Here is a 26,899-nt window from a genome sequence, read left to right as displayed (position 1 = left end):
TCAATCACTCCCGTGCAGAAGAAGTTGTTTCAAAGCCTTCAGATGAACCCGCTCGCCCGCCACAATCAGCGTGCTGTCAGCCGTCAAGGCATACTCCGGTCCCGGATTGATATGATGGGTGTGACTCCGTTCAATCGCGGCAATGATGCTCGCCCCCGTCTTCTGACGGATATCGAGCTCTCCGATCGTCCGCCCGACACAGTTCGCATTCGACTCGATCCGGTACCACTCGATAATCAGATCGTTCAGCGCCATCTCGATCGTTTCAAGCGCCTTCGGCTTATAGTTCATCCCGCCCAGGATCGCTGCGGCGGCACGCGCCTCGTCGTCCTCCAGCGTAACCATCGAGACGCTGTCGTCCAGATCCTCGTTATCGAAATGATACATCTCTCTTCTGCCGTCATCATGGACGACAATCACCAATTTGTCTCTGGAGCGCGTCTCCATTTCATACTTGCGGCCGATTCCCGGCAAATCTGATTCTCTTACTGGTTTCATCCATCCGCCTCCGATCTCTATATTCGATCGGCACTTTCCGGATGCGGCATGCCCTTGCTATATAAGTTTGACTGCGGGTCCGCTCCTGTGGAACTGCGGCCTGCTGCCACCTGTCAACATTTGCATAAACGGCCTTTTCCAATAGAAAAAAGGGGTCCCGTCCATACGGCTGTCAACTTACATAGAAATGAACGCGATTTTCGGACATGCCAAACAACACTCTGTGCCGAACGTAAAAAAATAACAATTGGCTTGGAGTGATTAGTATGACCGAAAATTTTAAATTACATAATGGGATGTGAATTTCAGGGGACGCAAAAGCAACTGCTTGCGAAGAAGCGGTATGGGGGGCGCAAAACGGTCCAGCCGATTGCGGATACGATTTTCAAGAGATACGATGCAGCCGACAAACAATGTCACGACGAGAGCCGGCAAAAACATGCGCAGCTTGGTCAGCATATGCGCAGGAGAGCTTAAAGGCGAATGAATCGTTGCGGATGCCGATACGGCGGGAATGGTTTTGGATACGGGAGTAACAACAAGCTCGGCCGTCGGCATAAGAAACGACCATACAAGGGCGAACATAACGAGCAGCTTAATCGTTACCCGGGATTTCTCGCGTATTATCAAGATGTCCTTACCTCCTTTCCGGATAGCATATCCTCATTTTATCATAGAAAAAAGCGATATTTCAAACTTTTTTCATGGTTATCGGTCCTTTCATCGCTTTCCCTTAGGATATCTCGATATATCTCGATATTCCCTTCCGGGGAGAAAAGATGCGTCGCAGGGCATGCAGCCAGCGGACTATCGCTCGACAATCAAGGCGGGTATATTCGACATTTGGATCCATTAAATTACATAATTTTACATAATAAATAACAAAACAAAAGATAAAACGAGATTCCACAACGATTATCGGGATTTATTGCATAAAAAGAGGAAAAAACCAACCAAACGAACCTTGTTTCCGTTTGCTTTACCGCTATATAATAAGGTAATTTATTGCCGGCCCTTGCTCCCCTACCGCATGTGATCCAGACGGCCCGGTTTTAAATCGGAACAACCATTCGAACGAACGGAGGTATGATGTAGTGAGAAGAAAAAGGTTCGTATTTTTTCTTTCCGCCTTTGTAACCGTTTTCGCTGGGTGCTCTAACAGTCAACAACCAACCGACGTCTCGGTCAAACCGGCGGAAAAGCCGCTCGATCCCGTCAAAATCCGGGTCCACCAGCTGGGGGGATATTTTACGGATCAGGATTTCAACGAACTGATTGCCGAACCGGTCAAGAAAAAGTATCCACACCTGACCGTGGAGATGGACAAAACGACGGAAGATTTGCCGGAGCTGCTCTCCAAGGGCGAATCGATCGACTTCCTCGTTACTTACCACGGCCGCCTGACCGCCTATAAGGATTTAGGCGTGTATCTCGATTTGCTTCCGCTCGCCAAGCAGTACAATTTCGATCTCGGCCGGTTCGACCAGGGCGCTCTGGATACGATCATCGCGAACTCGGAGAAAGGCGAACTGTACGCCCTCCCTTACGCCAACAACTTAAACGCCCTCTACTACAATAAAGACATATTCGATAAATTCGGCGTCCCCTACCCGAAGGACGGCATGCTATGGGAAGACGCTATCGAGCTTGCCAAGAAAGTAACCCGCAAGGACAATGACATTCAATACCGCGGCATCGAAGTTGACGACCTCAACCGCCTCCTTTTCCCCCTGTCTCTCAACATCATCGATCAGAAAACCGATAAAGTGCTGGTGAACAACGACCCGTACAAAAGGGCGTTTGACATCGGCAAACAAATCTATTCCATCCCAGGCAACGAGTTTATAGGCGGCTCTCCGATCGATCGGTTCCTGAAAGATAAAACCGTTGCGATGATCCCGACGATCAATCTGTTTCTGCGGCTTAGACAAACCCCGGATCTGAACTGGGACGTGGCCCAATTCCCCAGCTACAAGGAGAAACCGGATACGTACGGCATGTACGACCTGCACTGTATGATCCCGATGGCGATGAGCAAAAACCGGGAGGACCAGATGCGCGTGCTTGAGGTGCTGTTCTCCGAGGAAGTGCAAACCGTCATGTCCAGAAAATCGGCCAAACTGTCGGTCATGAAAGACCCGAAATTCAGGCAAGCGTTCGGCCAAGACCTCCCCGAGCTGCAAGGCAAACATATCGAAGGCGTATTCAAGAGCAAATCCGCGGCCGCACCGCCCAACTCGAATTATTACTCGAAAGCGTACAGCCTCCTGACCGCCGAGTACACGAATGCCGTCAAAAATGTGAAGGACGTCAATACGGCGCTTCGCGACGCCGAAGATCAGATCAAGCAGCACATCGTCATGGAGAAAGGCAAGGGCAACTGACGTTTGTCCGCCGCGAATCGGAACGCTCCCAGGCACAACCCCTTCCAACAACCGTTGGAGGGGGTTTTAATGCGCTACCACTATATCCACGAGAAAGCTTACCCTAGGTTCAACTTCTACGGAACCCTTTTATTCAGCGCGTCGTCCAATAATCGAGGTGAACGAAAAGTGGGTTTGGACTATTTGAGCACGCTGTCCGACAGTACGGACAAAAACGTCATTCTGCGCGACTTGATGGAACGTTACGGCAATGATGTGTGGAACTACGCGTTTTTCCTGACGAGCCGTTTCGATCAGGCGGACGACATCTTCCAAGACGTCTTCATCAAGGTGTACCGCAGCATGTTCTCGTTCCGCGGGGAATCGAGCGTCAAGACATGGCTGCTCGCGATTACGCGAAACGTCGCCAAAGATCACCGCAAATCGGCATGGGCCCGCCGGGTGCTTCTGATGGCAACGATCCGCAGGTCGGAAACGGCTTCCTCGACGGAAAAGGAAGTGCTGAGCCGGATGGTCAGCGGCGATGTCTGGAAGGCGGTTATGGACCTGCCTGAGAAGCTGCGGGAAGTGCTGCTCTTATACGCCCACCACCAGTTGACCGTACCCGAGATCGCCTCCATGCTGAATATCTCCCAAGGCACCGTCAAGTCCCGGCTTCACCGGGCGCGGGCGAAGGTGCCGTTATTGCTGAAGGAACAATTGTCCGATTCATACTAACCGGGGAGCAAGGGGGCGACGAAGATGAGGCCGAAACGATTCCCAGATTGGGAAAAAGAGCTTAAACATTTTCCTTTAAATCCGAAGGGCGTACCGCCCAAATTAATGAATAGCGTGGAGGAACGAATCGCCATGGAAGCGACACCGAAACGATCCCGAAGTAAAGCGTGGGTTGCCGCCGCCGCGCTGCTGCTTGCTTCTGCCATCCTTTTTACCCAGCGGGAGCCGATCCTCGGGCTGTTCAAGCAAAAGCTTGACACCCCCCAGTTTGACGTCAAGACGGAAAGGTCAATCAAAGTCCAATGGGTCGATGGCATGTCCTTTATGAGCCGTTATGGCAATGCCTTCATCATCCAATATCCGAATATGGACGTGGACACCGTCAACTCCCCGCCTTACGATCCGCAGAAGGACCGGGCGGTCCAGTTCGAGGAATTTATCGAGAAAGAAAAACCGGATGTCGTGTACGTGCCGATGGACGTCTATAAGAAACTGGCGGACAAAGGACTGCTGCTGCCGCTCGACCCGTTCATCCAAAAGGAAAAATACGATCTCGGCGTTTTCCAGGAAAGTGTAGTCGAAACGATCCGGGATTCCGGCGGGGGCAAGTTATACGGAATGGCTCCCAACTTCTCGACCCAGGCTCTTTATTACAACAAGTCGCTATTCGATAAATACGGCGTCCCGTATCCGACTGACCAGATGAGCTGGGAGGATGTACTCGCTCTGGCCCAAAGGTTTCCGGCAAACGGGCAGGGAGAAGATCGCGTATACGGATTGATCCCGTATTCGGCGTCCCCTTACGGCACGGCCGAGAGTATAGGACGTACGAAGGGAATCGGCCTGACCGATGCCGACGTCAGCAAGATGACGGCGAATACGGACGCCTGGCGCTCCATCTTCCAGTTCGTCGCCGACGGCGTGAAGAAGGGCTGGCTCTATGAATCGAAGCCGCTTACGGGCAGCGTATCCGGAGCCGATTTTTACAAACGCAACCCGTTCCTGACCGGCAACGCGGCGATGATGGTTTCGACGAACAGTACGGCAAACGACCTGATCCAGGCCAAGCAGCGGTATAATCTCGCCGATTTCGCTTGGGATATTGTGACCGAGCCGGTCGACCCGGCGAAGCCGAATGTCTCGTCCACGTTCCGGATTGACGAGATTTATGCGATTCCCGCAAATTCGGAGAATGCAAGGGACGGCTGGGAGCTGATCAAGTCGATCCACAGCGAAGCGATGACCAAAAAAGTTGCCTCTTCTTATACCGGCAATTTTGGATTGTACTCTCGCAAGTTCGAATCGCGGACGCCGATTACGTATAGGCTGGAAGCTTTCACGATGTTAAGGCCCGATGGTCAGGCAAGCAGCCTGGCCATTATGGATCGGCCTTTGTACACCTTGCTGTCGACGATCGTGAACGAGGAATTGAAGTCCGCGGCAGCCGGGACCAAAAGTTTGGACGACGCCATCGGCGCCATACAGCAGCGCGGACAAACGGCGATCGAGCAGGCGAAAGCGGAGAAAAAACCGTGATGGGGATGGGGGCAAAGAGACCGATGAAGTGGGATAACGTTGGAAAGAAAAGCCGCCATCCGGCGCCGGGCCGGTGGCTGACCCTCGGAGCGCTGGCCGCCCTGCTGGCCGGCTCCCTGCTGCTGGCCGGCTGCACGGCCAAACCTGCCGACGAGCAGACCCGGAAAGTAGTGCGCATACCGTTCGGCAGCGAGGAATCGTTTAATCTGACCTACGGGGACTATTTTGCGTTTAAATTTCCGGACGTCGAGGTAGAGATTATTCCAATCAATCAAATATTTGTGCCCGGAAAAAGCTACTACGATGCGTATGAAAAACTAATCCTGGAACAAAAGCCGGATCTGGTTATCGTACATTCTGAGTTATACACGCGTTGGGCAAATAAAGGGATGCTGCTCGATCTTGAACCGTTCGCCCGTAAAAGCGGCTTCGATCTGAGCCAGTTCATACCAGCCGCGATCGACCGCCTGAAGGAGAATGATGAAGGTAAGCTGTTCGGGCTGGCACCTGAAATTACAAGCTCAGGACTGTATTACAACAAAGATCTGTTCGATAAGTACGGCGTCCCGTATCCGAAAAACCAGATGTCATGGGAGGAGACGATGGAGCTGTCCCGGCGTTTCCCGGTCGATCCCGATCCGGAAAAACGGATCTACGGCATTCATCTGAAATATTGGACGACTTTCGATTTCATCCAAACGTTGGCGTCTACGGAGAACGCCTCTTATATAAGCCCGGACATGAAACGCTTGACATTCGATTCCGACATATGGAAGAAATCGTTTAAGCACATCATCGAAGGCTTTCGCAGCAAAAACTTGTATTACTACTACAAGGACGGCAAACCGGTTCGTTACGGCCCGGACGAGACGAAGGAGATGGACCTGTTCAGCAGAGGCAAGGCGGCCATGACGATCAGCGGCACCGAACAGCTGTTTCGGATGAAACAGTGGGGCACTCAGGATTTTAATTGGGACGTCGTTACGGTTCCCGTCGACCCGGCGAATCCGGAATACACGAGAAGCTTCGACGTCGGCACGGTTTTCGCCATTTCAGCCAACGGTGAAAACCCGGAGACGGCATGGAAAATCGTCCAATATTTCAACAGCGAGGAAGCGGCTAAGGTCAAGATGAAAATGGACGACGTGTTCTCCAGCCGGACCGCCTTCGCCACGACGAAAGACGGGCAAAGTCTGGAGCCCTTTTATATGCTGAAGCGAAAGAAAGAGGAGCTGGATCTTACCGTCACCGTGCCGGATACGTTTTATCCGGTGTTCAGCACTCCGTTCCAACTGTTATATATCCGCGAAATCGATGAAGCGGTGAACGGCCGCAAAACGATCGAGGAAGCGATCCACACGATTCAGACCGAAGGCCAGAAGCTGCTCGATCAAGCTTGGGCAGGAGGTACTTCTCCGCCGGCCAAGTAAGTAACTAAGTTAGTAAGTAAGGGGCTGTCCAAGGACATTTAGCGATTTGGCGCGCCCGCTTAGAAACGGTTTTCCTCGAGAAAAGGAACGCAACTTCCACTTTACCGTGGAAGTTACGTTCCTTTCGTTTGGAAATCGATCGGGGTGTTTCGCGTATCATGCGAACTCTTTTGGGAAAGCCCCCTTTGACGTGCAGCCCCATACGTTAGTGCGTGGACGGGAAACGGTACATTCGCTCAGCCATTCGTTGATCGATTTTTGGGATACCCGCTCGACTTCAGGTGAAGTCCGGGAGTCTGTAGACCTGTAAGCCCGTGAACCGTAAGCTCGTGAACCCGTAAGCCTGTGAACCTCATTCTTGTGAGCAACTTGTACTCGGCTACTCGGCTGCGTTGATCACGCCGCCCATGTGTGCAGGCTCTAGCAACAATAAGAGCCTTTGGTACCCTCCCCCATAAAGGGATGAGAGAGACGAATAGAGGCGGTTTCTGGTTTACGGTTTACGCTCTCCGGTTTACGCTCTCCGGTTTACGCTTTCCGGTTTACGCTTTCCGGTTTACGCTTTCCGGTTTACGCTTTCCGGTTTACGCTTTCCAGTTTCCGCGCCCCTCCCAGCTATAAACGGCCGCCCCCGCTCCCTCACATCCCAAATGTGCCTGAGGACAGCCTTGCGCTTCACTTAGCCGTGCCATTCCGTATACAAAGGAATCGTAAACGGGTCGCCCTCCGCGATCGCATACCGGTAGGAAACGGCTTCGCCGGATGTTCCTGTCCCGGTACTAGCCGGTTCCTCCATGTCCTCGATCAGCGTCGTGTACCCGATATCCAGCTCATACTCGTCCGGGCCGCCGGATACGCACCGCTCGATCCGGTATACCGGGTTGCGCCCGCTTCCTCCGACATGGATGTGCTTGCCGGCCAGCAGATCGGCAGCGCCTGGATGGGGCCTCAACCGTATGCGAATCTTGTTGCTCTCGGACGGCTCCCGCGTAAATCCGGTCACGGTTCCCGCCAGGGAACCCACCGCCTCATGGATGCACGGCGCTTCCTCCGGACCGATACAGCTCCCGCCGGCTACAAATGCATAGACGGAGGTGCCGCCGCTTTCCGCGTACAACCCCGCCTTGCCCTGGAACACGATTCGGCTCCCGGAGCCGGTGACGAAGCGCAGCCGCGCCTCGGCATCCGTCGAATGGATGTAATAATCGGTGCGGTCGTCCGACCGCTCGATCTTCAAAACGACCGCGTCGGAACTGCCCTCCCCATCCAGCTCGACCTCCGATACCGAGTGGATCAGGCGCTCGCTCCGGTAAGGCTCGATCAGCGATACAAAGCGGCTGGCCTCTCCCTCAGCCCGGCGTTTCACGATCAGCTGGCGGAGCCGCTGCGGATTGCCCGGCCGGTTTTGCGACGGACGGCCGTCGGCGAGCGCCGCCTCGTCCGCCTGCCCCAGCATCGTGAGCCGGAGCCGGATATTGTCATCCGGCCGCTCCAGCACGCCCCATGTATCGCGAACGGCCCATTCCACGGCGAACTGTCCTGGAGGCGCGCTGTCCCGTTCCACGTCCGTCAAGTAATGGAACCCGCTGCCGCAGTAGGCTGGAAGCGGTTCGGACGGATCGGCGTCATACGGCTCCGCGTAGGCGATATCCGGTCCCGCATACGTGCCGGTCGGCTGAGCGATCAGCCGCAGTCCTTCGGCCGATACGCTCCCTTCCGGGCCGTGGAACATGTAATGGTGCTCGCCGCCGCCTCTTACGCGAAACACGTCGATCGCGTAACTGTTCGCCTCGTCCACCTTCACAAGCGCCGTACAGCGTCGGTATACGTCCGTTTGCGGATACACCTGCTTGGCTTCCGCCTCGATCAACTGGACCGGACCTTCCCCGACGAACAGCCGGGTCGCGCCTACAATCGAATTTCGCTGCTTCCCGCTGTCCACCACGACCGTGTTATGACAAACTGTATTCCGGTCCCAATGATGCGTTTTTTGATGCGAATTGTCGCATTTCTCGGGGTACCCCAGATCGGGCAGCAGATCAAGACCGAAGGCGAACAACCCGATCGTGAGCGTATCTTTATGACCGTGCCCGAAGTTGCGGCCGTAATACATCCATAAGCCGCGCCGGGCGTCGCCGCCACCGTCCCTTAAAGCGCTGAAGCCGTATTCGCCCAGATTGACGCTGCGATGCGGCAGCGGACCGTGTTCGGCTACCGCGTTCTCGATGCCGGACCGCAAGCCTTCCGGGTCCGGGGAATAAATGCCCCCGCGCAGCCCTTCGAAAGTGCAGCCGTTCAGCGTATACGCCATCTGTGCGAACAACGGCTCGCCCGTCTTCTCAAACGCTTCCACGAACGTCTCGAGCCTGCCGGTCAGGCCGGGATTGCCCGCCGAGGCGCTGTCCCCGATCGACGGTACGAACCGGTCCAGCATGTACAGGCGGGAATTGGCCCGAAGCATTTGCAGAAACTTCGGGTTGCGGTAAAAGTCCCCTTGCGGGTAGCGGTCGTAACCGTGCAGCATGTCCGCAAGCTGCCGGAACGCCTCCACCCACAAATAATTGTAATCCGGTGCCGCCTCGTCCCCGAAGCCGTCACGGTCTACATCGCGAAGAAGTGAGCGCGTGACGTTGCCGCCGGTCACCCTCCACCCGCCCTGCTCCGTCCGCTCGACCCCGCCGTCCTGAAAAACGAAATCGAGCCACTCCTCGGTCGTCCCCGGTTCGTCTAGCACGACGGCGGCGAGGGCCAGCGCGCTTTGGTGCATGCCGTTGTTGCCTTTAATCTGCGCCTTGCGGACCGCGCCGTAGACCGGCCAAAGGATGCCGTCCTCCATATGGGTCCGGATCTGTACCATCCTGCTTTTCCCATCAGGCGGATATCCCCGTGCCGCCTTGTCCAGCAAAAAAGCGGCCAGTTCCGGATCTTCAGCCGTCATCTCCGGGTAAAAGGCATCATAGGCGGATATAAACGTCTTGACGATCGCCGTCTCCCAGATGCTGCCTACGATTTTGCCCTGCCCGGTTAAGCCGTGCGAATGGAGGAAGCCGTCCTCCCACAGATAGACGGCCGCATCCATGTCCGGATACAGGTCGGCCACCCGGTCCAGCAGTACGATCCCGGCACGGGCGTACTTCGGCTCCCCCGTATACAGATAAGCGTCGCGAAGCTGGGCCAGCGCATTGTCGACGATCCCGCCGTGCCCCCACGGAGCATCCGTCTTCGGAAACCGGTTGCCGAGCGGATCGATCATCCCGATCCATACTTTCCAATGGTTATAAAAAGCGACGAACGTATACCGGGTCCCGTCATCAGCGACCCAGCCGAGACTGTCGTCTACGCCCCACTTCTCTCCCCGATCCGGGTACAGCTCGTTGCGCAAATACCGGTCGTCCGCAAGCTCGCGGCGGAACAGTCCGTTCTCGTCTTTACCGCTCTCGTAATAAGCGGCAAAATCGTTGGAAGGGAACACCGAGCGGCAGCTCGGGCATTCCAGCTTCCACGGGCTCACGAGCGGATCGGCCAGCCACGGCCAGCGGCCGTAAGCATGATGCCTCTCGCCGCACACGGGACAGCCCGCCTGCTGGTTCACCGCATAGCTGCGCGGCACCGACTGGGGCGTCGGCACGTTCCACAGCCATTCCCAGCCGAGCCGCACATAGACGTCGCCGAGCGCCGCTGCCCGTTCCTTCTCCCGCTTTGCCCATTCGTAAACGTTTGCATTCCGGCGCATTGCCTCAACTTTCCGGGACGTATAATACGTGCTTCGTTGTTTGACCGCCATAAACTCTAACCCTTCCCCGCTGCATGGAATGGATTGCCTGTTAATGATCTACATTATGCGGTGTCAACCGAGATTTGACCAGTAATTTCTGTAACCTGTTTCGTACCTATATCGTTATTAGCAGAAGAGGTGTTTCGTTACTGTTGCTTAGCCGCTCAGCGGCAATAAGCGAGTACAGCCCATGGTATACTGGAAGAAACATGCAAGTTTACCGATCCTTATCTTGAAAGCGGGGCTGGATATGACTTCGGGAAGAAAAAGAAACGGGAAGCGGCTCGTTCTGGCGATCGCGGTAGCGGCCGTCTGCTTATCCGGCTTTATTTATTGGCAGAACAACCACCTCGTGACGACTGCGATCCGCTATGTCCACCCCGGGCTGCCGGATTCCTTTGATGACTTTACCATCGTGCACGTCTCGGATCTGCATAACAAATCGTTCGGCGCCAATCAGAATCGGCTGGTACGGGCCACCGAGCGAGCAAGCCCGGATCTGATCGTCATTACAGGAGACTTGATCGACAGCAAACGGACGGATATCGATGCCGCCATGAATTACATCAAGCAAGCGGCAGCTATGGCGCCGACGTATTACGTCACAGGCAACCACGAGAAATGGTCCGGCGTATATGCGGAGCTGTCCGAAAGACTGCTCGGGGCCGGCGTTGTCCTCATGGACGATCGTCGTATCGAGCTGGCGAAGGACGGCGGTACGATCGATTTGCTCGGCCTGAAAGATCCTGCCTTCACACCGTCCGTCAACGATCGCGAGCTGGAGCGGAAGCTGGTGGCGCTTCGCCCGAGCCAATCGGACTCTCTCACGCTGCTGCTGTCCCACCGGCCGGAGAAGCTCCAGCTGTACGCAAACGCCGGCATCGATCTGGTATTCGCCGGACATGCCCACGGCGGTCAATTCCGGATTCCGTTCGTCGGCGGCCTGATCGCTCCCGATCAAGGGCTGTTTCCCCGGTATACGAGCGGCCTTCACACAGAGGGCCACACTTCGATGATCGTAAGCCGCGGGCTCGGGAACAGCATCATTCCGGTAAGAATCTGGAATCGGCCGGAGTTGGTCGTCGTGACGCTTGGAAAAGAGGAGCCGGCCGCTAAATAACCGGCGATGCCGCGAACCAAAACCATAGCCTGCAGGCGTTGACCGCCAGGAGAACGGCACGGCTGGGGTGAGGGTAACGCTGCTGCCTGCCGCAGAAAGCTCCTCGCATCCTTGGGCTGACTTGCGGAAGGTTTACTTCCTCTAATTTTGGAAATATGACCTTCAAAAAGTACTAGAGGAAGTTTATGTTCCGTTACTGAAGCAGTTGGGGGCCGATTTACCCATTTTCATGAAAATAACGGAAATAATCGTTCCGCTACCCCCCCGCGAGCGGCAGCAAAGCCCCAATAAAGGAAGTCGGGCTTCCTCTAACGCCCGAGAAAAGCCCGATCTCCACTATCCTTGCACGGCGACGATTCCACCTGAATCCGACCTCGCCGACGACAGCCGCTCGACCAGCGTCAGCGGAATCTTCAGCACGCCGCCCGATTGCGGCGGCGGAAAATCCGCCTCGCCGTCCGCCGCCAGCTTAGCCTGCTCCCCCAGATGCGTCAGCATCCAGCGGAACGAAATGTCCGCATGCAACTCGTACGGGATGCTGAAGGAAGACAAGCCGGGGTACGAGTGCTCGGCAATAAATTCATTATTGATGCCAACCACCTTAAACCGCCCGGGCACCGCATAACCGTGCTCCATCAGCCGGTTCAAACAAACGAACGCCTTCCAGTCGTCAAAGCAGACGACGCCAGCGGGCTCTGCTCCGGCGCTTTGTTCCGCCAGCCATCCGGGAAGCGACTCGGGCGGCAGATCGTCCGCATCGGTCATCCCGCTCCGCAGCCCTTCCCCGATTAGCCGCAGCCCGTCGCGGAACCCCATCTTCCGCTGCTCGTTCGTCGCGAACGCCTTGCGGTAGCCGTAATAATAAATCGACCGGCATCCTTGGGCCCGCAAATGAACGACCGCATCGAGAGTCGCCTGATAGACGTTCAGATTGACGGTTCCGATCGCCATATCCTTCGCCTCGTTCCAGCAATTGAAAAAAAGGATCGGCGTCCCGTCGTTAACAATTTTGCGTACCGAATCCGACGACATCGCCAGCCCATGGCTGAACACCCCGTCCACGCGCCGCTCCAGCAGCTTCTCCAGCAGCCTTCGCTCAATGTTCGAATCCATGTCGGTCGAAAATACCGACAGATGGTAGCCGTAAGCATAAGCCGTCCGTTCCATCTGCTCCGCAAACAAGCCGTAATAGCCGAAGAGGCTCGGCAGCAGCAGGCCTAGCTCGTATGTTTTGCGCTGGCTGAGCGAGGCTGCCATCCCGTTGCGCCGGTAGCCGAGCTTGGCTGCCGCCTCCTCGACTTTCCGGATCGCCTCTTCCGAAAGCGGAACGTTGCGGCGGTTCAGCACATTGGAGACGGTCGCCGTCGATACGCCTGCTTCTTTGGCGACATCAAACACGGTAGCTTGCCGATGTTCCGTCACACGGTCCACTCCTTCCACGCTTCGTTTAAACGTTTAAACCAAAGTATAGATAACCTCCTTTTCCGTGTCAAGAAAGAGGAGATCGTTTCCGGTAATATTTGGAATTACAGTCAGCAAGGAGATACTGGTGGGCGGATTGCCCGTGTATGGTATGGCTCGCTCAAACAAACAAGCCGCTCCAGCCTCATAAAGAGACCAAGCGGCCTGTTTACATTCCACGGACATCCAGCAGCTCAAGAACTAACGGACGTACTGTCCCCAAGCTCCGCGCGATATTTCGGCAGTTCATGCTCAAGCATCGTCCGCACCTGATCGATCTTCCAGCGCAGATGTTCCGGATCGGTCATATACTCCATGCTCGGCTCCCAGCCGAGACGCGAATCGGCTTCCACGAGCGGGATTGTTCCCTCCGCGTTCGCAATCTCCTGCAGCGCTACTTGCTCCAGCTGTTCCAACAATACCGCCGTTTGCGCCCGATCCGTGTTGTTCAGCAACTGATGCCGCAGCTTCCACCACATCTTCGTGTGAATGCCGGTCAAGACGGTGCGGTGAATAAACCGGTTCAAGTTCAGCAGCAGCCTCCCTTCCTCCCGCTTCCGCGGCGGAGTTTGCTCCAGCGCCCGTTCGATGCTCGCATTGCCTTGCTCCCACAGCGACGCCATCTGCTGCAAGCTTCGGATCTCCGTATCGACCCGTTTATAGGAATCGAGCTCGTTTCCCTGCCCATAATTCGGAGCGATAATCTGATTGCCGAAATGGGCGTACCAGGCCGCCGGAATTTCTACCTTTTCGCGAAAAACAAGCGGATAGGACGGACCGATCCGGAACGGACCGTACTGGTCGTAATTGCTCGGAATAATATGCCGGATTCCCTCGCTCCAGTGCCTCCACGCTTCCAGCACAAGCGGCACCGCCTGTTCGCTGAAGTCGCGCCGGGCCACGGCCGCAAACGTCTCCTCCTGCGAAGGGGACGGGCTCCAGTACGCCCATTTCGTCAGATCGCTGACGAAAGAAGGCCACCAGCCAAAATGATGCGACTCCATAAGTCCCGCCAGTCCCCAGTCCCGTCTCGACCGCAGCAAGCCCGCATGTCTGCGCGCCCATTGGTACGGGATCGGCTCATACGGAATAACTCCGATATCCCAGGTAAGCCCTCCGGTATTCGCCATCGTATACAGACGGATTCCCCGGTCATGCGCCGCTTTGGCTTCGCTGGCAAAATATTTGCCCGGCCCTTCGAAGGAAGCCGTATAATCCGCACAGCGGAACGTCACTCCATCTTTTTCATACACTTCGAACATCTCAAACGTAGCCATCAGCGTAATATCCGTCGGCAGCGATTCGATCAGCTTCAACCGCTGCTCCTCGCCGACGTAGCCCCAATTGTACGTCCAGAACACGATGTCAAGCTCGGGATTGTGCTTACGGGTAACTTTCTTGATCATCTCCAGCCATTGCGGATAGTCGTAGCACGGCCACCAGCCCGGGCTCGGCTTCGTCCGCGGCTTGTCTTTCGGCCATTCCAGCCGGAGCATGCCGGTCGTATTCGGGTCCTTGCTCGGAAACTCGCACGATTCGCCGACGAAAATAATGCCTTTGAACCGGGAATATTTCTCCAGTATCCGGCCGTAGGTGCTTTCGTAATAGTCGAGAGCGTCCTCGTCCTCCGGGTGTTTGCGGCTGGCCACATAGCTGTACATATACACGTCGAGTCCGAACAGTTCCGCACGGTCGATCGTATGATTGAAGTCCTGATAGCCGAACGGCGTCTCGTCGATCCCTTTCACGAACACGAGGATCGCGTCGATGCCGGCATGCGCCATCGCGTTCAGGTGAGCATCCGGGAAATGATCGAGTCCCCATCCCGAATGGATCATCCGCGGGGAAAACAGCGGCTCGCGGGTAACATCCTGGCAGCGGACGAACGGCGCCTCGCGCAGATTCATCACATCTTCCAGAAAGTAGCTTCCTTGACCGGTTCCCCGGTCCTCGTTGCCGCAGACGACGATCCGCTCACGTTCCGCTACGATACGATAACTCCGAGTCTTCGTCAGCGCATGACCGACTCCGGGAAGCTCCGCCTTCGCAGCCAGGACGATCACTTGCTTGCCGGTGGACGCAACCTCTTCGATCTGCTCAACGCGCCGAAGCAATACCGATACGCCCATGCTGGTAAAAAAGTAATCTTGCAAATCTTTCGCCACATGCAGCAGCTGCGGACTTGCGGACGAAGGAATGACGATCTGCCAGCTCCCGTCAATCTCCAGCTCGTCCTCACCGGGCAACGCTTCCGGATCGCGCCGGTTGGGCTTATGTACCTCTTCCAGTCTTCTACGGAACTCGTACTGTTTCTCGCTCAAAGGAAACCCCTCCCGAAGGCTATGGTCCATATAATATACACAATACATTATATATAATGACAACGCAATTCTTTTTTGAGACCATCCGTATCGGGCGGGACTCGATCTCAGGCAGGCTTCACAGCCTCCGCGTGACCTGTCAATTGAATGAAAAAAACCGCAAGAGGATGGCTTTCTGTGAAAGCATCGCTCCTGCAAGCCCCTTCACTTTTACTTCGTGGATCGCGCCGCTCATACGTGCGGGCTTCAGTACAATACAGTCTCTGGCGCCCTCTATATTCGGCATATGAGGAGGACAGAGATGAATAGAAGCGGTTTGTACCCCTTATATCAGCCTACGGGCAAGGTCTGCACCTTTTTCACGGATATTAGCAGCTCCAAACCGATCTTAATTCGCGCACAAGCGGGTTTTCGGGCCAAATAGAAGTTACAAACCGCTCTTATCCGGTTCCCTCCTGCCCCAAATCGGGGAACATTTGAGATGCCGCGACAAACGGCCTGCGTCGCACGACACATACCAGCACGATAAGCAAAAAAACCTCCAACCACCGCAACTGCCGGTGATCAGAGGTTCTCAACCATGCCCATCTATGAAGGCCGGGCCAGACGGAGCATCCGTCTTACATGCCGAGCCATTTTTTGAACAGCTGTTTCGTCGTGTCGCCGTTAAGCGCCGCGATCGAAGTCGTAAGCGGGATGCCTTTCGGGCAGGAGCGGACGCAGTTTTGCGAGTTGCCGCAGCCTTCGATGCCGCCGGATTCCATCAGCGTGTCGAGACGTTCTTCCTTGTTCATCTCTCCTGTCGGATGAGCGTTGAACAGGCGTACCTGGGACAACGGCGCCGGTCCGATAAAGTCAGAACGGTCGTTGACATTCGGGCACGCTTCGAGGCAGACGCCGCAGGTCATACATTTGGACAGCTCGTAAGCCCATTGGCGCTTCGATTCCGCCATCCGCGGACCTGGTCCGAGATCGTATGTGCCGTCGATCGGAATCCACGCTTTTACGCGCTTGAGCGCATTAAACATCCGCTGGCGGTCGATGACGAGGTCGCGCACGACCGGGAACGTGCTCATCGGAGCGACGCGAACCGGCTGCTCCAGCTTGTCGATCAGCGCCGAGCAAGCCTGGCGGGGCTTGCCGTTAATGACCATCGAGCAGGCGCCGCATACTTCCTCCAGACAGTTGGACTCCCAGCATACCGGCGTCGTTTTGGAACCGCCGGCATTTTTCGGATTCCGCTGAATTTCCATGAGCGCACTGATGACGTTCATGTTCGGACGGTATGGAATTTCGAATTCTTCCGTATACGGCTTCGAATCTGGGCCGTCCTGACGGGTGACTTGCAGTCTAATCGTCTTCGTCTCAGCCATTGATCAGTGACCACCCTTCTTGTCCGTCGTATAGTCGCGTTTACGCGGAGCGATGAGCGAAACGTCGATGTCTTCGTACGAAATTTGCGGGCCGTCCGGCGTCCATTTCGCCAGCGTCGTCTTCATGAACTTGTCGTCGTCGCGATCCGGGAAATCCGGCTTGTAGTGCGCTCCGCGGCTTTCGTCGCGCATCAGGGCGCCCTTCGTCATCGCTTCGGCAAGCTCGAACATATTCCACAACTGGCGGGTAAACGCGACGCCCTGATTGTTCCAGCGGGCCGTATCCGTCATGTTGATTTTCTTGTAACGCTGCTTCAGCTCTTTGATTTTGCTGATCGTAGCTTCAAGTCTGTCATTGTAGCGGACGACCGTCATGTTGTCGATCATGATTTCGCCGAGTTCCTTGTGCAGCACATACGCGTTCTCGGTTCCGTCCATTTTGAGCAGACCTTCATACTTGTCGACGTTTTTCTGCTTCTCGCGGTCGAAAGCGCCGCTCGAAACGTCTTCGGAAGACTTGCTCAGACCTTTGATATATTCGATCGCTTTCGGTCCGGCTACCATACCGCCGAAGATCGCGGACAGGAGCGAGTTGGCGCCCAGACGGTTCGCGCCGTGATACTGGTATTCGCACTCGCCGGCTGCAAACAAGCCCGGAATGTTCGTCATCTGGTTGTAGTCGACCCACATGCCGCCCATCGAATAGTGAACAGCAGGGAAAATCTTCATCGGAATTTTCCGCGGGTCGTCGCCCATGAACTTCTCGTAAATCTCGATAATACCGCCGAGCTTGACATCCAGCTCCTTCGGATCTTTATGCGAGAGATCGAGATAGACCATGTTCTCGCCGTTGACGCCGAGCTTCATGTCTACGCAGACGTGGAAAATTTCCCGGGTCGCGATATCGCGCGGAACCAGGTTGCCGTATGCCGGGTATTTTTCTTCGAGGAAGTACCAAGGCTTCCCGTCTTTGTACGTCCAGATCCGTCCGCCTTCTCCGCGCGCCGATTCGGACATGAGCCGCAGCTTGTCGTCTCCGGGAATCGCCGTCGGGTGAATTTGGATGAACTCGCCGTTTGCGTAAGTAACGCCTTGCTGATAAACCGCACTGGCAGCCGTACCGGTGTTGATGACCGAGTTGGTCGTCTTGCCGAAAATGATGCCAGGTCCACCGGTAGCCAAAATAACGGCATCGGCACGGAACGTCTCCACTTCCATAGAGCGCAGGTTTTGCGCGCAAACTCCGCGGCAAACGCCCTCCTCGTCGATGACGGCAGACAAAAACTCCGAATGCTCATACTTCGTAACGAGACCCGCCGCTTCCCAGCGACGTACTTGCTCGTCCAGCGCGTACAGCAGCTGCTGGCCGGTCGTGGCGCCCGCGAACGCGGTACGGTGATGCTTCGTTCCGCCGAACCGGCGGAAATCGAGCAAGCCTTCCGGCGTCCGGTTGAACATAACGCCCATCCGGTCCATCAGGTGAATAATACCCGGCGCCGCTTCGCACATCGCTTTGATCGGCGGCTGGTTGGCAAGGAAGTCCCCGCCGTATACCGTATCGTCGAAGTGCTCCCAAGGGGAGTCGCCTTCGCCCTTCGTATTAACCGCTCCGTTAATGCCGCCTTGCGCGCATACGGAGTGGGAACGTTTAACGGGTACTAATGAGAATAGGTCGACGTGAACACCGGCTTCGGCGGCTTTTACAGTAGCCATGAGACCGGCAAGTCCTCCGCCCACTACGATAACTTTCGATTTCGCCATGTCAGTTCACTCCCCCTTAATGTTTGCTCGTCAAATCCAACACGGAAGTATCCTGGAACGAAGCGTCGGTGAACGCCACCATCGTCAGAACGAACATGATGGACATGATCACGAATACGCCCAGCCAAATGACGCTCGATACGCGCTGCGCACGAGGTCCGACGGTAATGCCCCAGCTGACCAGGAACGACCACATGCCGTTGCTGAAGTGGAACGTCGCGGCCAGAACGCCGATCAGGTACAACGTGAAGAAAACGGGGTTCGTGAAAATTTCATGCATAACTACGCCCAAACCTTCGTGCGTTTCATTGCCGAGCGTAACCTGGAAGCGCGTCTGGAAAAAGTGCCACCCGATGAAAATCAGAGTCACGACGCCGGTTACCCGCTGCAGCGTAAACATCAGGTTGCGGAAATATCCGTAACGGGATGCGTTGTTGCGCGACTGGAACGCCACGTACAAGCCGTAGACGCCATGGTACAGGATCGGGATCCAGATGCCGAACAGCTCCAGGAAGAAGATGAGCGGCAAGTTGTTCAACCACATCACGGAATCGATAAACGCCTGATGCCCGCCGTTAAACGCTTCATAGTTCGTTATCAGATGCTCGACCAGAAAGAAGCCGACGGGTATGACACCCAGCAACGAGTGAAGCTTGCGGTAGTAATACGAATTACCGGTCATGGAAACGAGTTCCCCCTTACTGAAATATGACAACGTGTGCAAAACAAACCATCTCTCATTGTACTCCCGAGTTCGACAAGCGTCAACAAAATGTCACCTTTTCGCCAATCGCTCCGCACAACGGTTCATTGCCCCGTCACGTACGCCGAAACGGCTTGGGCGCACACCTTACATATGGCTATTTTGCCAATGTAAGGCCCGTTTAAACCCGGGTTCGCGGAATAATCGTGTCGCCTCGAACGTGTTCCGCGATTTTTCAAGAGTCTGATCTACGATTAAAATCACAATGGGACTCCTAAAAATTTGAACAATGTTTGACAACTTTCATGTTACTCCCAAAGAGCTTATAATGGAAGTGCCGTTTTTTTATTAAACGTTATGCGTTTTAGTTATATCGAAGCCAGACATCGAGTCGTACCTGCCCACTTCTGCACATCTATTTCCTCGGGAATGACGATGTCCCCTGATTATGAAAGGAGCGGACTGCCACATGCTGCCGAATCTGGACGCTTTCGCCGCTGTCGTCGAACATAAAAGCCTGAACCGGGCCGCCCAGACCCTAAACATCTCCCAGCCCGCGCTATCGCGCAAAATCGCCCAGCTGGAGGGAGAGCTCGGCGTGCTTCTGTTCGACCGGAAAGGCAAAAAGCTCGAGCTGACGAGGCTCGGGCAGATTTGTTACGAATACGCCCTAGAAGTCGCCGAGATGGAGCGCAAGCTGCTGCAGCGCTTCGCCGAATACCGTTCGTCCGGCAAAAGCATCACGATCGGAGCAAGCCTGACTACACTGCAATCCACGCTGCCTGATCTGATCGGCCTGTACACGCGCGATTTTCCGGAAACGGACATTAAAGCGATCACCGGCAAAACGCATGAAATCGTCACGCTCGTCAAAGAGAAAAAAGTCGATCTCGGGCTCGTAGCCTCCAAAATCGACAATCCGGAGCTGACCTGCGTTCCGCTGTTCGACGACCATCTCTGTCTCGTCCTGCCGTCGAGTCATAAGTGGACGGACAAACCTTCCATAGATATTAACGAGCTGCAGAAGCTGCCGATGATCTTATTTTCCAAAGGAACGTGGTACCGCATATTAATGGATGAATTATTTCACCGGTATACCGTCTATCCCGACGTTAAAATGGAGATCGATTCGTTCGAAGCGATCCTGCGGCTCGTCTCCACATGCAATGCGGCTACGCTGCTGCCGAAATCGTATTTGCGCCAGACCGTGCTGAACAACAACGACCTCGTACTCCGCAGCATCCCCGAGCTGGAGGAGACGACCCGAACGACCTCGCTGCTGTTCGGCCGGGAATCGATGCAGAGTGCTTCCACGCTCCGCTGGGTCGAAAAGGCGAAGGAATATTACGCCGCAGTCAAAGGCGAGCTCGGCTGAAGCCGCTCGCGAGGCAGCGTCCCGCAGCAACCGCAGCATCCCCGCGGCCGATCCGGCGGTCCCAATCGAACCGAACCGGCCCGGCCTTATGAGCCAACCAGCTCCTCCTCGAACGACTCGATCTGCTTGTTCGTCCCGATTATAACCATGACATCCCGTTCATTAATAACGTCGGTGGCAGTCGGCGCTATAATGACGCCGTCCTTCTTGTTGATCGCCACCACACTGCAGCCGTATTTGGCCCGCGGGTTCAGCTCCTCGAGCGTCTTGCCGTTCAAACATTTGGGCGCCGATATCTCTGCGATCGTGTAGTCTTTGGACAGCTCGATGTAGTCGAGCAGATTTGGGTTCACGAGCTGGTGCGCAACCCGGATGCCCATATCGCGCTCGGGATAGATGATCCGGTCCACGCCCAGCCGCTCCAGCACTTTGCCGTGCAGCACGGACAGCGCCTTCGCCACGACCATCTCGACACCGAGATCCTTCAGCAAAATCGCCGTCATGATGCTTGCCTGAATATCGTCTCCGATCGCAACGATGACGCAATCGAAGTTGCGGATTCCGATCGAACGCAGCGTCTCTTCGTCCGTCGAGTCCGCGACGATCGCGTGGGTCAGCACCTCAGACATTTCGCTGACAGCCTCTTCGTCCCTGTCGACGCCGAGCACCTCAAATCCGTTGTTGGTCAGCTCCCGGGCGAGACTGGAGCCGAACCTCCCCAGACCGATCACTGCAAATTGTTTCATTTTCATCGTAAAAACTTCTCCTATCCGATAATAATTTTACCTTCCGGATGTCTATATAGTTCTCTCTCCGTTTTAGGCTGCAGCGCGTAAGCCAGCGTAATCGGTCCAAGCCGGCCCGCAAACATCGTGATCATAATAATGATTTTACCGAAAGCCGTCAGCTCCGGAGTCAGACCCATCGATAAGCCGACGGTACCGAAAGCCGACGTCACTTCGAATAAGATCATTAGGAAGGAATGGTCCTCCGTCGTAGAGAGCAGCATCGTCATAAATACGACCAGGAACAAGGCGAGGATCGTAAGCGTAATCGCTTTGTAAATCCGGTCTTTGGCCAGCCGGTAACGAAACAGGACGATATCTTCCTTGCCCCGGATCATCGCGATGACGGCGCCGATCAGCGTCGTAAAGGTGGTCGTCTTGATTCCCCCGCCGGTCGAACCCGGGGACGCGCCGATAAACATCAATATAATGATAAAAAATTGTGTCGCTTGCCGGAGTCCTGCGATGTCGAGCGTATTGGCCCCCGCGGTGCGTGGCGTCACCGACTGAAAAAAGGAGGCGAGCACTTTGCCCGTGCCGTTCAAAGCCCCAAGCGTCTTCGGATTCGTATATTCGAATAAAAAGATGACGATCGCTCCGAATACGATCAGAAACCCGGTCATGCTAAGCACGACTTTGGAGTGAAGTGACAGCTTGCGTTTCTTTCCGTATTCCATCAGATCCGAGATTACGATAAAGCCGATGCCCCCCAAAATAATAAGCGACATGGCGACGATATTAATCAGCGGGTCGTCCGCATAAGGCATCAGACTCCGAAAATGGCCGAAAAGATCGAATCCGGCGTTATTAAACATCGAAACCGCGTGGAACACTCCCATATAAACCGCACGGCCGGCGCTATAGTCGAACGACCAGCGAATCGCGAACAGTGCAGCGGCTGCAAGCTCAATCGTCAAGGAATACAGCAATACTTTGCGGATCAGCCGCACGATCCCTTCCATCGAAACCTGATTCATTGCTTCCTGCAGAATCAGCCGTTCCCTTAGCGAGATCCGCTTGCGCAGGACGAGCGCGATCAGCGTTGACATCGTCATGAAACCGAGTCCCCCGACCTGAATAAGCGCCATAATGACTACTTGACCAAATACGGTAAAATACGTTCCCGTGTCAACGACAACCAGCCCGGTTACGCACGTAGCCGAGGTCGCTGTAAATAGAGCATCCACCAGAGGCAAACCTTCCCCGTTCGTTGTGGACACGGGCAAAGACAGCAGCAGCCCGCCCGAAAAAATAATCAGTGCGAAGCCCAGAACAAGAAATTGCGGCGGCGTAAGCCTTCTGAACCCTATAAGTGGTTTCAAGCAGGGTCACCTCTCCGATCGGCAAGACGGATCGTAGTTTGCAGGAACAACAAAAAAAGACATTGGAATCCCAATGCCGTTTGTCCGGTGTGGTTTCCAAACTGAAGCCTACGAGGTTAGCTGACGGATTCGGGTTGTAAGGCACCCTTTTCGCTTGCCGCTGCTGGGAACGGTGCTGCGAAATTCACCCCATGAGCAAAACTTGCGGTTTTCTCGGACACCGCAAAACTGCTCCTACTTGAATGGTTCCCCCGTTTTCATTAAGAAATTCGGCTTGATATGAGAGTCCGCTGCGATGCGCGCACCTTAAACGGCTCGTGTTGTAGAGTTTCTTATTCCGCTTTTCAGATTAGAGTCCGGTCTTCGCGTAATGGTGCGCTGGCAGTAGCGGCTCTGAAGCAGAAGCGAATAATACTTGACGAACTCGATTATAATCCCGCCGCACCCGCTTGCACAAAGCCGGCATTCGCTTAAAAACATGGAGGAATCGGCGGCTTCCGGCCGAATAACAAGCGTGCCTGCCTCTTTTCATTGTCCCTACCTCCGTTGCTTCCGTTTAAGTGGCATTTCGAAAAAAAGTATGTTACGTTAGAAAAAAAGTTCGGGAGGGATCCATGAAACGCCCGTTTTCATCCATGCTGGGAACTTTTGCTGTTATCGGCATCCTCTTATTCGTCATCACCAACTGGTGGTCTTTTTTTACGGGAAACAAAGAGCCCGACATCTTAACCGAGACGATGCCGACCGTATCCAAGCAAGCGGCAGCGGACGCCGCAAAGGCGCATATCGCAGAGTTGACCGGTTATCCGGCTTCCAGCACGTTCGTCGTCTACCAGTCCGACAAGCTGCTGAGCGGCTATATCCAGAAGGAGAAGCGGGTCGCGGATTACAAATCCCGGTTTCAGGAACGGGCTCCGATCGATTATTATCGCGTCGATCTGACGGACGGGCGCGGAGCCGAATATGTCGTCGATGTACATATGACAAGCGGCGCCGTCATCGGGTGGAGGAAGAGCAGCCGGGAGAACGCCCCGTCGGTCGAGGTAGGCCGCCGGATTGCCGAAGAGGTGCTGCGGAAGGACGGACTCTCCCTCTCTGACTACAGCTCGCTCCGGCCGAACGCCGCTACGCCCCACCGGTTCGTATTCGAGCATCGCGCAGGTACGATCGGCGGCGCCAAGCTGCTGAAGGTAGTGGAGGTCCGGGGCGGGCAGGCAACCGCCTATTATAACGAGTTCCGGATTCCGCAAAGCCATCTCGACTGGGTCAAACGGCAGGACCAGGCGGCCTCGGCGATGACGCAGTGGAATTTGATCCTGTCATCGGTCATGGGGCTGGCCGCCATCGCCATTGCGATCGCTTACCGGAAACAGATCTCGTTCGTCCGGGGGATCGGCTTAACGGCCACCTTTCTGGTGTTGTACTGGATCAACAATATCAATATGATTCCCGCCTTCAAAACACTCGAAGCCGAAGGCATGGACCCCTTCTTCTCAACTGAAGCCGCCGTCGTCACCATGATTCTGATGACGGTCGTCGTGACGATCATGGCGATCATCTGTTACTTCTCGTTCGCCGCCGGCGATCCGCTGTGGCGGGAACAAGGAAGACGGCTGTGGCCGCGATGGAGAGAGCCGGGCTTCGGGGCTCATACGCTGTCCAGCATGAAACGGGGCTACCTGCTCGCCTTCGGTTTGCTAGGAGTGCAGTCGCTGCTGTTTTTCACCGCTGAACACCGGTTCGATATGTGGGCGGTGAACGACCCGTCCGGATCGCCGCTTAACATGCTGCTTCCGGGGATCTTTCCGCTTATGGCCTGGACGGCGGCGATTTCCGAGGAAGCGATTTACCGTTTTTTCGGCATCGCTCTGTTTAAGAAGCTGCTTCGCAATACGTTTCTGGCCGTCGTTATACCAAGCGTCATCTGGGCGTTCAGCCATACGCAGTATCCGATCTACCCGGTGTACACCCGGTTCGTGGAAGTGACGATTCTCGGCATCTTGTTCGGCTACGCTTTCCTGAAGTACGGGTTTGCGACGGCGTTGTTCGCCCACGCCATCGTGGACAGCATCCTGATGAGCTTTTCGCTGATGGGCATGGGAGGAGCCGGGTATGTAGGTCTCGGCGCGTTTTATATCGCGCTGCCTGCCCTCGTCGCCATCGTGATCAAGTGGCTGCACGGCAAAACGGCCGCACGGCGACCCGGGCCCGGAGCGGGCGATCCGCCGCCTGATTCCGGAGACGGCTTCCGGCCGTCGAAGCCGGACCCCGTCTAGGTCGCGCCGCTATGCTTACAATAAGTTAAAACAAAACCAACCTCTGAAAGCTGCTGCCGCGCGGCAGCTTTCGGAGGTTGGTTCGTTTTTTAGAGCAACAATCTTTATAAACGTATTAGTGCGTTCAAGTTTCCGAATCGGCGGTCTCCTCGGGTCCGTGCAGGGCGGCGAGTATGTCGCGCGCCAGCTTATCGCCGATACCTAGCGGACGAAAATCGTCGACGGCCGCTTCCTTAATCTTTTTGAGCGAGCCGAAATGTTTCAGCAGCGCCTTGCGCCGCTTTTCCCCGATTCCGGGTATCGAGTCGAGCTGGGAGGCGACCATCGATTTCGCCCGGGTCTCCCGGTGGAACGTGATCGCAAACCGGTGCACTTCCTCCTGGATGCGCTGGAGCAAGTAAAACTCCTGGCTGTCGCGCCGGATCGGCACGATGTCCGGCGGATCGCCCATCATCAGCTGCGCGGTCTTATGCTTCGCATCCTTGACGAGACCGCACACCGGGATGTACAAGCCTAGCTCGTTTTCCAGCACGTCGATCGCCGCCGATATTTGTCCCTTGCCTCCGTCGACTACGACCAGATCCGGCATCGGCAACTGCTCTTTCAGCACCCGCTCGTACCGGCGGCGGATTACTTCGCGCATCGTCTCGTAGTCGTCCGGTCCTTGCACGGTCCGAATTTTATACTTGCGGTATTCTTTGCGGTCCGGCTTGCCGTCCACGAACACGACCATCGCCGATACCGGGTCGGTCCCTTGAATGTTCGAGTTGTCGAACGCCTCGATCCGGCGGATCGTTCCGGTCCCGATCCATTCGCCCAGACTCTCTACCGCTTTGACCGTCCGCTCCTCGTCGCGTTCGATCAGCCGGAACTTCTCCTCCAGCGCGACACGGGCGTTGTCGGCGGCCATTCCGAGCAGCTTCTTTTTCTGTCCGCGCTGCGGCTGATGCACTTTGACCCGCAGCCACGACTCCAGCAATTCGGCCACTTCGCGCTCGCTGTGCTGCTCGCTCGTATCGGATGAGGCCGATGCTGGTTCTGCTTCGTGTTCTTCCTTCTCCTCCGCCGAGGGCAAAAAGATTTCTTTCGGCAGCGCCGGGTTGTCGCTGTAATACTGCGTCACGAACGAAATGAAATCCTCGTACGCATCGCCGTAATACGGGAACAGCGTCACATGCCGCTCGATCATTTTGCCTTGGCGCATATACAGGATTTGGACGCACATCCACCCTTTGTCGACAGCGTATCCGAACACGTCGCGGTCGACCGCGTCGGTCATCGTGATCGTCTGCTTCTCCATCACCGCATCGATGCTGACGATCTGATCGCGCAGCTCCTTGGCCCGCTCGAAGTTCAAGTCCTCGGCGGCCTGGTGCATTTTCCGGGTCAGCTCTTCCTTAATCGCAACATGGCCGCCGTTCAGAAACTTGCTGATCTCCTGCACCATCCGCTCGTACTCGCCGGCCGGCACCTCATATTCGCAAGGGGCGATACATTGTCCCAAATGGTAATACAGGCATACCCGGTCCGGAATCGTCTTGCATTTGCGGAGCGGATACAGACGGTCCAGCAGCTTCTTCGTCTGCTGCGCCGCGAACGCATTCGGATAAGGGCCGAAATATTTCGCTTTGTCCTTATACACTTTGCGGGTCACTTCGAGCCGCGGATGCGCTTCTTGTGTAATTTTGATATAGGGAAACGTCTTGTCGTCCTTCAGCAAAACGTTATATCTCGGATGGTATTGCTTGATCAGATTGCATTCCAGAATGAGCGCTTCCATATTGCTCGCCGTGACGATATATTCGAAGTCGCTTATTTCTGCAACGAGCCTCTGCGTCTTGCCGTCATGACTGCCCGAAAAGTATGAGCGGACGCGGTTTTTGAGCACTTTCGCTTTACCGACGTAAATGATCGTGCCTTCCGCGTTTTTCATCAAATAACAGCCCGGCTTGTCCGGCAGCAGCGCCAGCTTGCTTTTGATCGAATCCGATAGATGATCGCGCCTTCCCCCGGCACGCTGTTCGGACATGCTTCGTTCCTCCTTGAAATCGGCTTCCTTCCT

Annotated in this window: 18 protein-coding genes and 1 riboswitch; of the genes, 7 read left to right on the top strand and 11 right to left on the bottom strand. The window is 55.5% G+C overall.

Going from position 1 to position 26,899, the window contains the following annotated elements:
- Both AC3Y2E_RS18735 and AC3Y2E_RS18730 read right to left on the bottom strand, forming a co-directional pair.
- The gene (locus tag AC3Y2E_RS18735; RefSeq protein ID WP_379212974.1) at positions 1–498 is read right to left on the bottom strand and encodes a cation:proton antiporter regulatory subunit; all 498 of its coding nucleotides are present in this window, start codon (positions 496–498) and stop codon (positions 1–3) included.
- 279 nt (positions 499–777) lie between these two features.
- The gene (locus AC3Y2E_RS18730; protein ID WP_379212972.1) at positions 778–1,128 is read right to left on the bottom strand and encodes a hypothetical protein; all 351 of its coding nucleotides are present in this window, start codon (positions 1,126–1,128) and stop codon (positions 778–780) included.
- Positions 1,129–1,592: 464 nt separating this feature from the next.
- Here AC3Y2E_RS18730 and AC3Y2E_RS18725 point away from each other — a divergent pair, with 464 nt between their 5' ends.
- From AC3Y2E_RS18725 to AC3Y2E_RS18710, 4 genes are all read left to right on the top strand, one after another.
- Complete coding sequence (locus AC3Y2E_RS18725; protein WP_379212970.1) at positions 1,593–2,882, top strand: ABC transporter substrate-binding protein; 1,290 nt, start codon at positions 1,593–1,595, stop codon at positions 2,880–2,882.
- Positions 2,883–3,050: 168 nt separating this feature from the next.
- Positions 3,051–3,599: an RNA polymerase sigma factor gene (locus AC3Y2E_RS18720; protein ID WP_317891215.1), complete on the top strand. Its 549-nt coding sequence runs from the start codon at positions 3,051–3,053 to the stop codon at positions 3,597–3,599.
- Positions 3,600–3,623: 24 nt separating this feature from the next.
- Positions 3,624–5,135: an ABC transporter substrate-binding protein gene (locus AC3Y2E_RS18715; protein WP_379212967.1), complete on the top strand. Its 1,512-nt coding sequence runs from the start codon at positions 3,624–3,626 to the stop codon at positions 5,133–5,135.
- 23 nt (positions 5,136–5,158) lie between these two features.
- Positions 5,159–6,565 (top strand): extracellular solute-binding protein, encoded by a 1,407-nt coding sequence (locus AC3Y2E_RS18710; protein ID WP_379212965.1) that lies wholly within the window; start codon positions 5,159–5,161, stop codon positions 6,563–6,565.
- Positions 6,566–7,244: 679 nt separating this feature from the next.
- On the opposite strand, the gene AC3Y2E_RS18705 is transcribed toward AC3Y2E_RS18710, so the two are convergent.
- Complete coding sequence (locus tag AC3Y2E_RS18705) at positions 7,245–10,349, bottom strand: heparinase II/III domain-containing protein (RefSeq protein WP_379212963.1); 3,105 nt, start codon at positions 10,347–10,349, stop codon at positions 7,245–7,247.
- 241 nt (positions 10,350–10,590) lie between these two features.
- Here AC3Y2E_RS18705 and AC3Y2E_RS18700 point away from each other — a divergent pair, with 241 nt between their 5' ends.
- On the top strand, positions 10,591–11,460 hold the full coding sequence (locus AC3Y2E_RS18700; protein ID WP_379212961.1) for a metallophosphoesterase: 870 nt from the start codon (positions 10,591–10,593) through the stop codon (positions 11,458–11,460).
- Positions 11,461–11,796: 336 nt separating this feature from the next.
- Here the strand turns inward: AC3Y2E_RS18700 and AC3Y2E_RS18695 are convergent, their stop codons facing one another.
- The 5 genes from AC3Y2E_RS18695 to AC3Y2E_RS18675 form a co-directional block, all read right to left on the bottom strand.
- Positions 11,797–12,882 carry a LacI family DNA-binding transcriptional regulator gene (locus AC3Y2E_RS18695; RefSeq protein ID WP_379212959.1) on the bottom strand — a complete coding sequence of 362 codons (1,086 nt, stop codon included), beginning with the start codon at positions 12,880–12,882 and terminating at the stop codon, positions 11,797–11,799.
- Positions 12,883–13,115: 233 nt separating this feature from the next.
- Complete coding sequence (locus tag AC3Y2E_RS18690; RefSeq protein ID WP_379212957.1) at positions 13,116–15,242, bottom strand: hypothetical protein; 2,127 nt, start codon at positions 15,240–15,242, stop codon at positions 13,116–13,118.
- Between the two features lie 620 nt (positions 15,243–15,862).
- The gene (gene sdhB, locus AC3Y2E_RS18685) at positions 15,863–16,615 is read right to left on the bottom strand and encodes a succinate dehydrogenase iron-sulfur subunit (protein ID WP_190928976.1); all 753 of its coding nucleotides are present in this window, start codon (positions 16,613–16,615) and stop codon (positions 15,863–15,865) included.
- A gap of 3 nt (positions 16,616–16,618) precedes the next feature.
- A complete protein-coding gene (gene sdhA, locus AC3Y2E_RS18680; protein WP_190928975.1) occupies positions 16,619–18,376 on the bottom strand; it encodes a succinate dehydrogenase flavoprotein subunit in 1,758 nt (585 codons plus the stop codon).
- 16 nt (positions 18,377–18,392) lie between these two features.
- Entirely contained in the window at positions 18,393–19,058 is a 666-nt protein-coding gene (locus AC3Y2E_RS18675) for a succinate dehydrogenase cytochrome b558 subunit (protein ID WP_190928974.1), read from the bottom strand.
- A gap of 493 nt (positions 19,059–19,551) precedes the next feature.
- Here AC3Y2E_RS18675 and AC3Y2E_RS18670 point away from each other — a divergent pair, with 493 nt between their 5' ends.
- The gene (locus AC3Y2E_RS18670) at positions 19,552–20,454 is read left to right on the top strand and encodes a LysR substrate-binding domain-containing protein (RefSeq protein WP_379213119.1); all 903 of its coding nucleotides are present in this window, start codon (positions 19,552–19,554) and stop codon (positions 20,452–20,454) included.
- Positions 20,455–20,540: 86 nt separating this feature from the next.
- On the opposite strand, the gene AC3Y2E_RS18665 is transcribed toward AC3Y2E_RS18670, so the two are convergent.
- Positions 20,541–21,206, bottom strand: coding sequence for a potassium channel family protein (locus AC3Y2E_RS18665; protein WP_332071697.1), 666 nt, complete (start codon positions 21,204–21,206; stop codon positions 20,541–20,543).
- Between the two features lie 14 nt (positions 21,207–21,220).
- Entirely contained in the window at positions 21,221–22,561 is a 1,341-nt protein-coding gene (locus tag AC3Y2E_RS18660; protein ID WP_379212953.1) for a TrkH family potassium uptake protein, read from the bottom strand.
- Between the two features lie 90 nt (positions 22,562–22,651).
- Positions 22,652–22,846, bottom strand: a riboswitch (cyclic di-AMP (ydaO/yuaA leader).
- Between the two features lie 329 nt (positions 22,847–23,175).
- On the opposite strand from AC3Y2E_RS18660, the gene AC3Y2E_RS18655 reads away from it, so the two are divergent.
- Entirely contained in the window at positions 23,176–24,837 is a 1,662-nt protein-coding gene (locus AC3Y2E_RS18655; protein WP_379212951.1) for a CPBP family intramembrane glutamic endopeptidase, read from the top strand.
- A 124-nt stretch (positions 24,838–24,961) separates the two neighbouring features.
- Here AC3Y2E_RS18655 and uvrC read toward each other — a convergent pair whose 3' ends face one another.
- The gene (gene uvrC / locus AC3Y2E_RS18650) at positions 24,962–26,866 is read right to left on the bottom strand and encodes an excinuclease ABC subunit UvrC (protein ID WP_379212949.1); all 1,905 of its coding nucleotides are present in this window, start codon (positions 26,864–26,866) and stop codon (positions 24,962–24,964) included.
- Positions 26,867–26,899: the final 33 nt, after the last annotated feature.

It is taken from the genome of Paenibacillus sp. MAH-35, assembly GCF_058135425.1.
This window is presented reverse-complemented; position numbering and strand designations above follow the sequence as displayed.

Excerpts from the sequence above, each read along its gene's own strand:
- AC3Y2E_RS18735 (WP_379212974.1), bottom strand. The coding sequence starts at position 498 with ATGAAACCAGTAAGAGAATCAGATTTGCCGGGAATCGGCCGCAAGTAT.
- AC3Y2E_RS18715 (WP_379212967.1), top strand. The coding sequence starts at position 3,624 with ATGAGGCCGAAACGATTCCCAGATTGGGAAAAAGAGCTTAAACATTTT.
- AC3Y2E_RS18710 (WP_379212965.1), top strand. The coding sequence starts at position 5,159 with ATGAAGTGGGATAACGTTGGAAAGAAAAGCCGCCATCCGGCGCCGGGC.
- AC3Y2E_RS18705 (WP_379212963.1), bottom strand. The coding sequence starts at position 10,349 with ATGGCGGTCAAACAACGAAGCACGTATTATACGTCCCGGAAAGTTGAG.
- AC3Y2E_RS18700 (WP_379212961.1), top strand. The coding sequence starts at position 10,591 with ATGACTTCGGGAAGAAAAAGAAACGGGAAGCGGCTCGTTCTGGCGATC.
- sdhB (WP_190928976.1), bottom strand. The coding sequence starts at position 16,615 with ATGGCTGAGACGAAGACGATTAGACTGCAAGTCACCCGTCAGGACGGC.
- sdhA (WP_190928975.1), bottom strand. The coding sequence starts at position 18,376 with ATGGCGAAATCGAAAGTTATCGTAGTGGGCGGAGGACTTGCCGGTCTC.
- AC3Y2E_RS18675 (WP_190928974.1), bottom strand. The coding sequence starts at position 19,058 with ATGACCGGTAATTCGTATTACTACCGCAAGCTTCACTCGTTGCTGGGT.
- AC3Y2E_RS18665 (WP_332071697.1), bottom strand. The coding sequence starts at position 21,206 with ATGAAAATGAAACAATTTGCAGTGATCGGTCTGGGGAGGTTCGGCTCC.
- AC3Y2E_RS18655 (WP_379212951.1), top strand. The coding sequence starts at position 23,176 with ATGAAACGCCCGTTTTCATCCATGCTGGGAACTTTTGCTGTTATCGGC.
- uvrC (WP_379212949.1), bottom strand. The coding sequence starts at position 26,866 with ATGTCCGAACAGCGTGCCGGGGGAAGGCGCGATCATCTATCGGATTCG.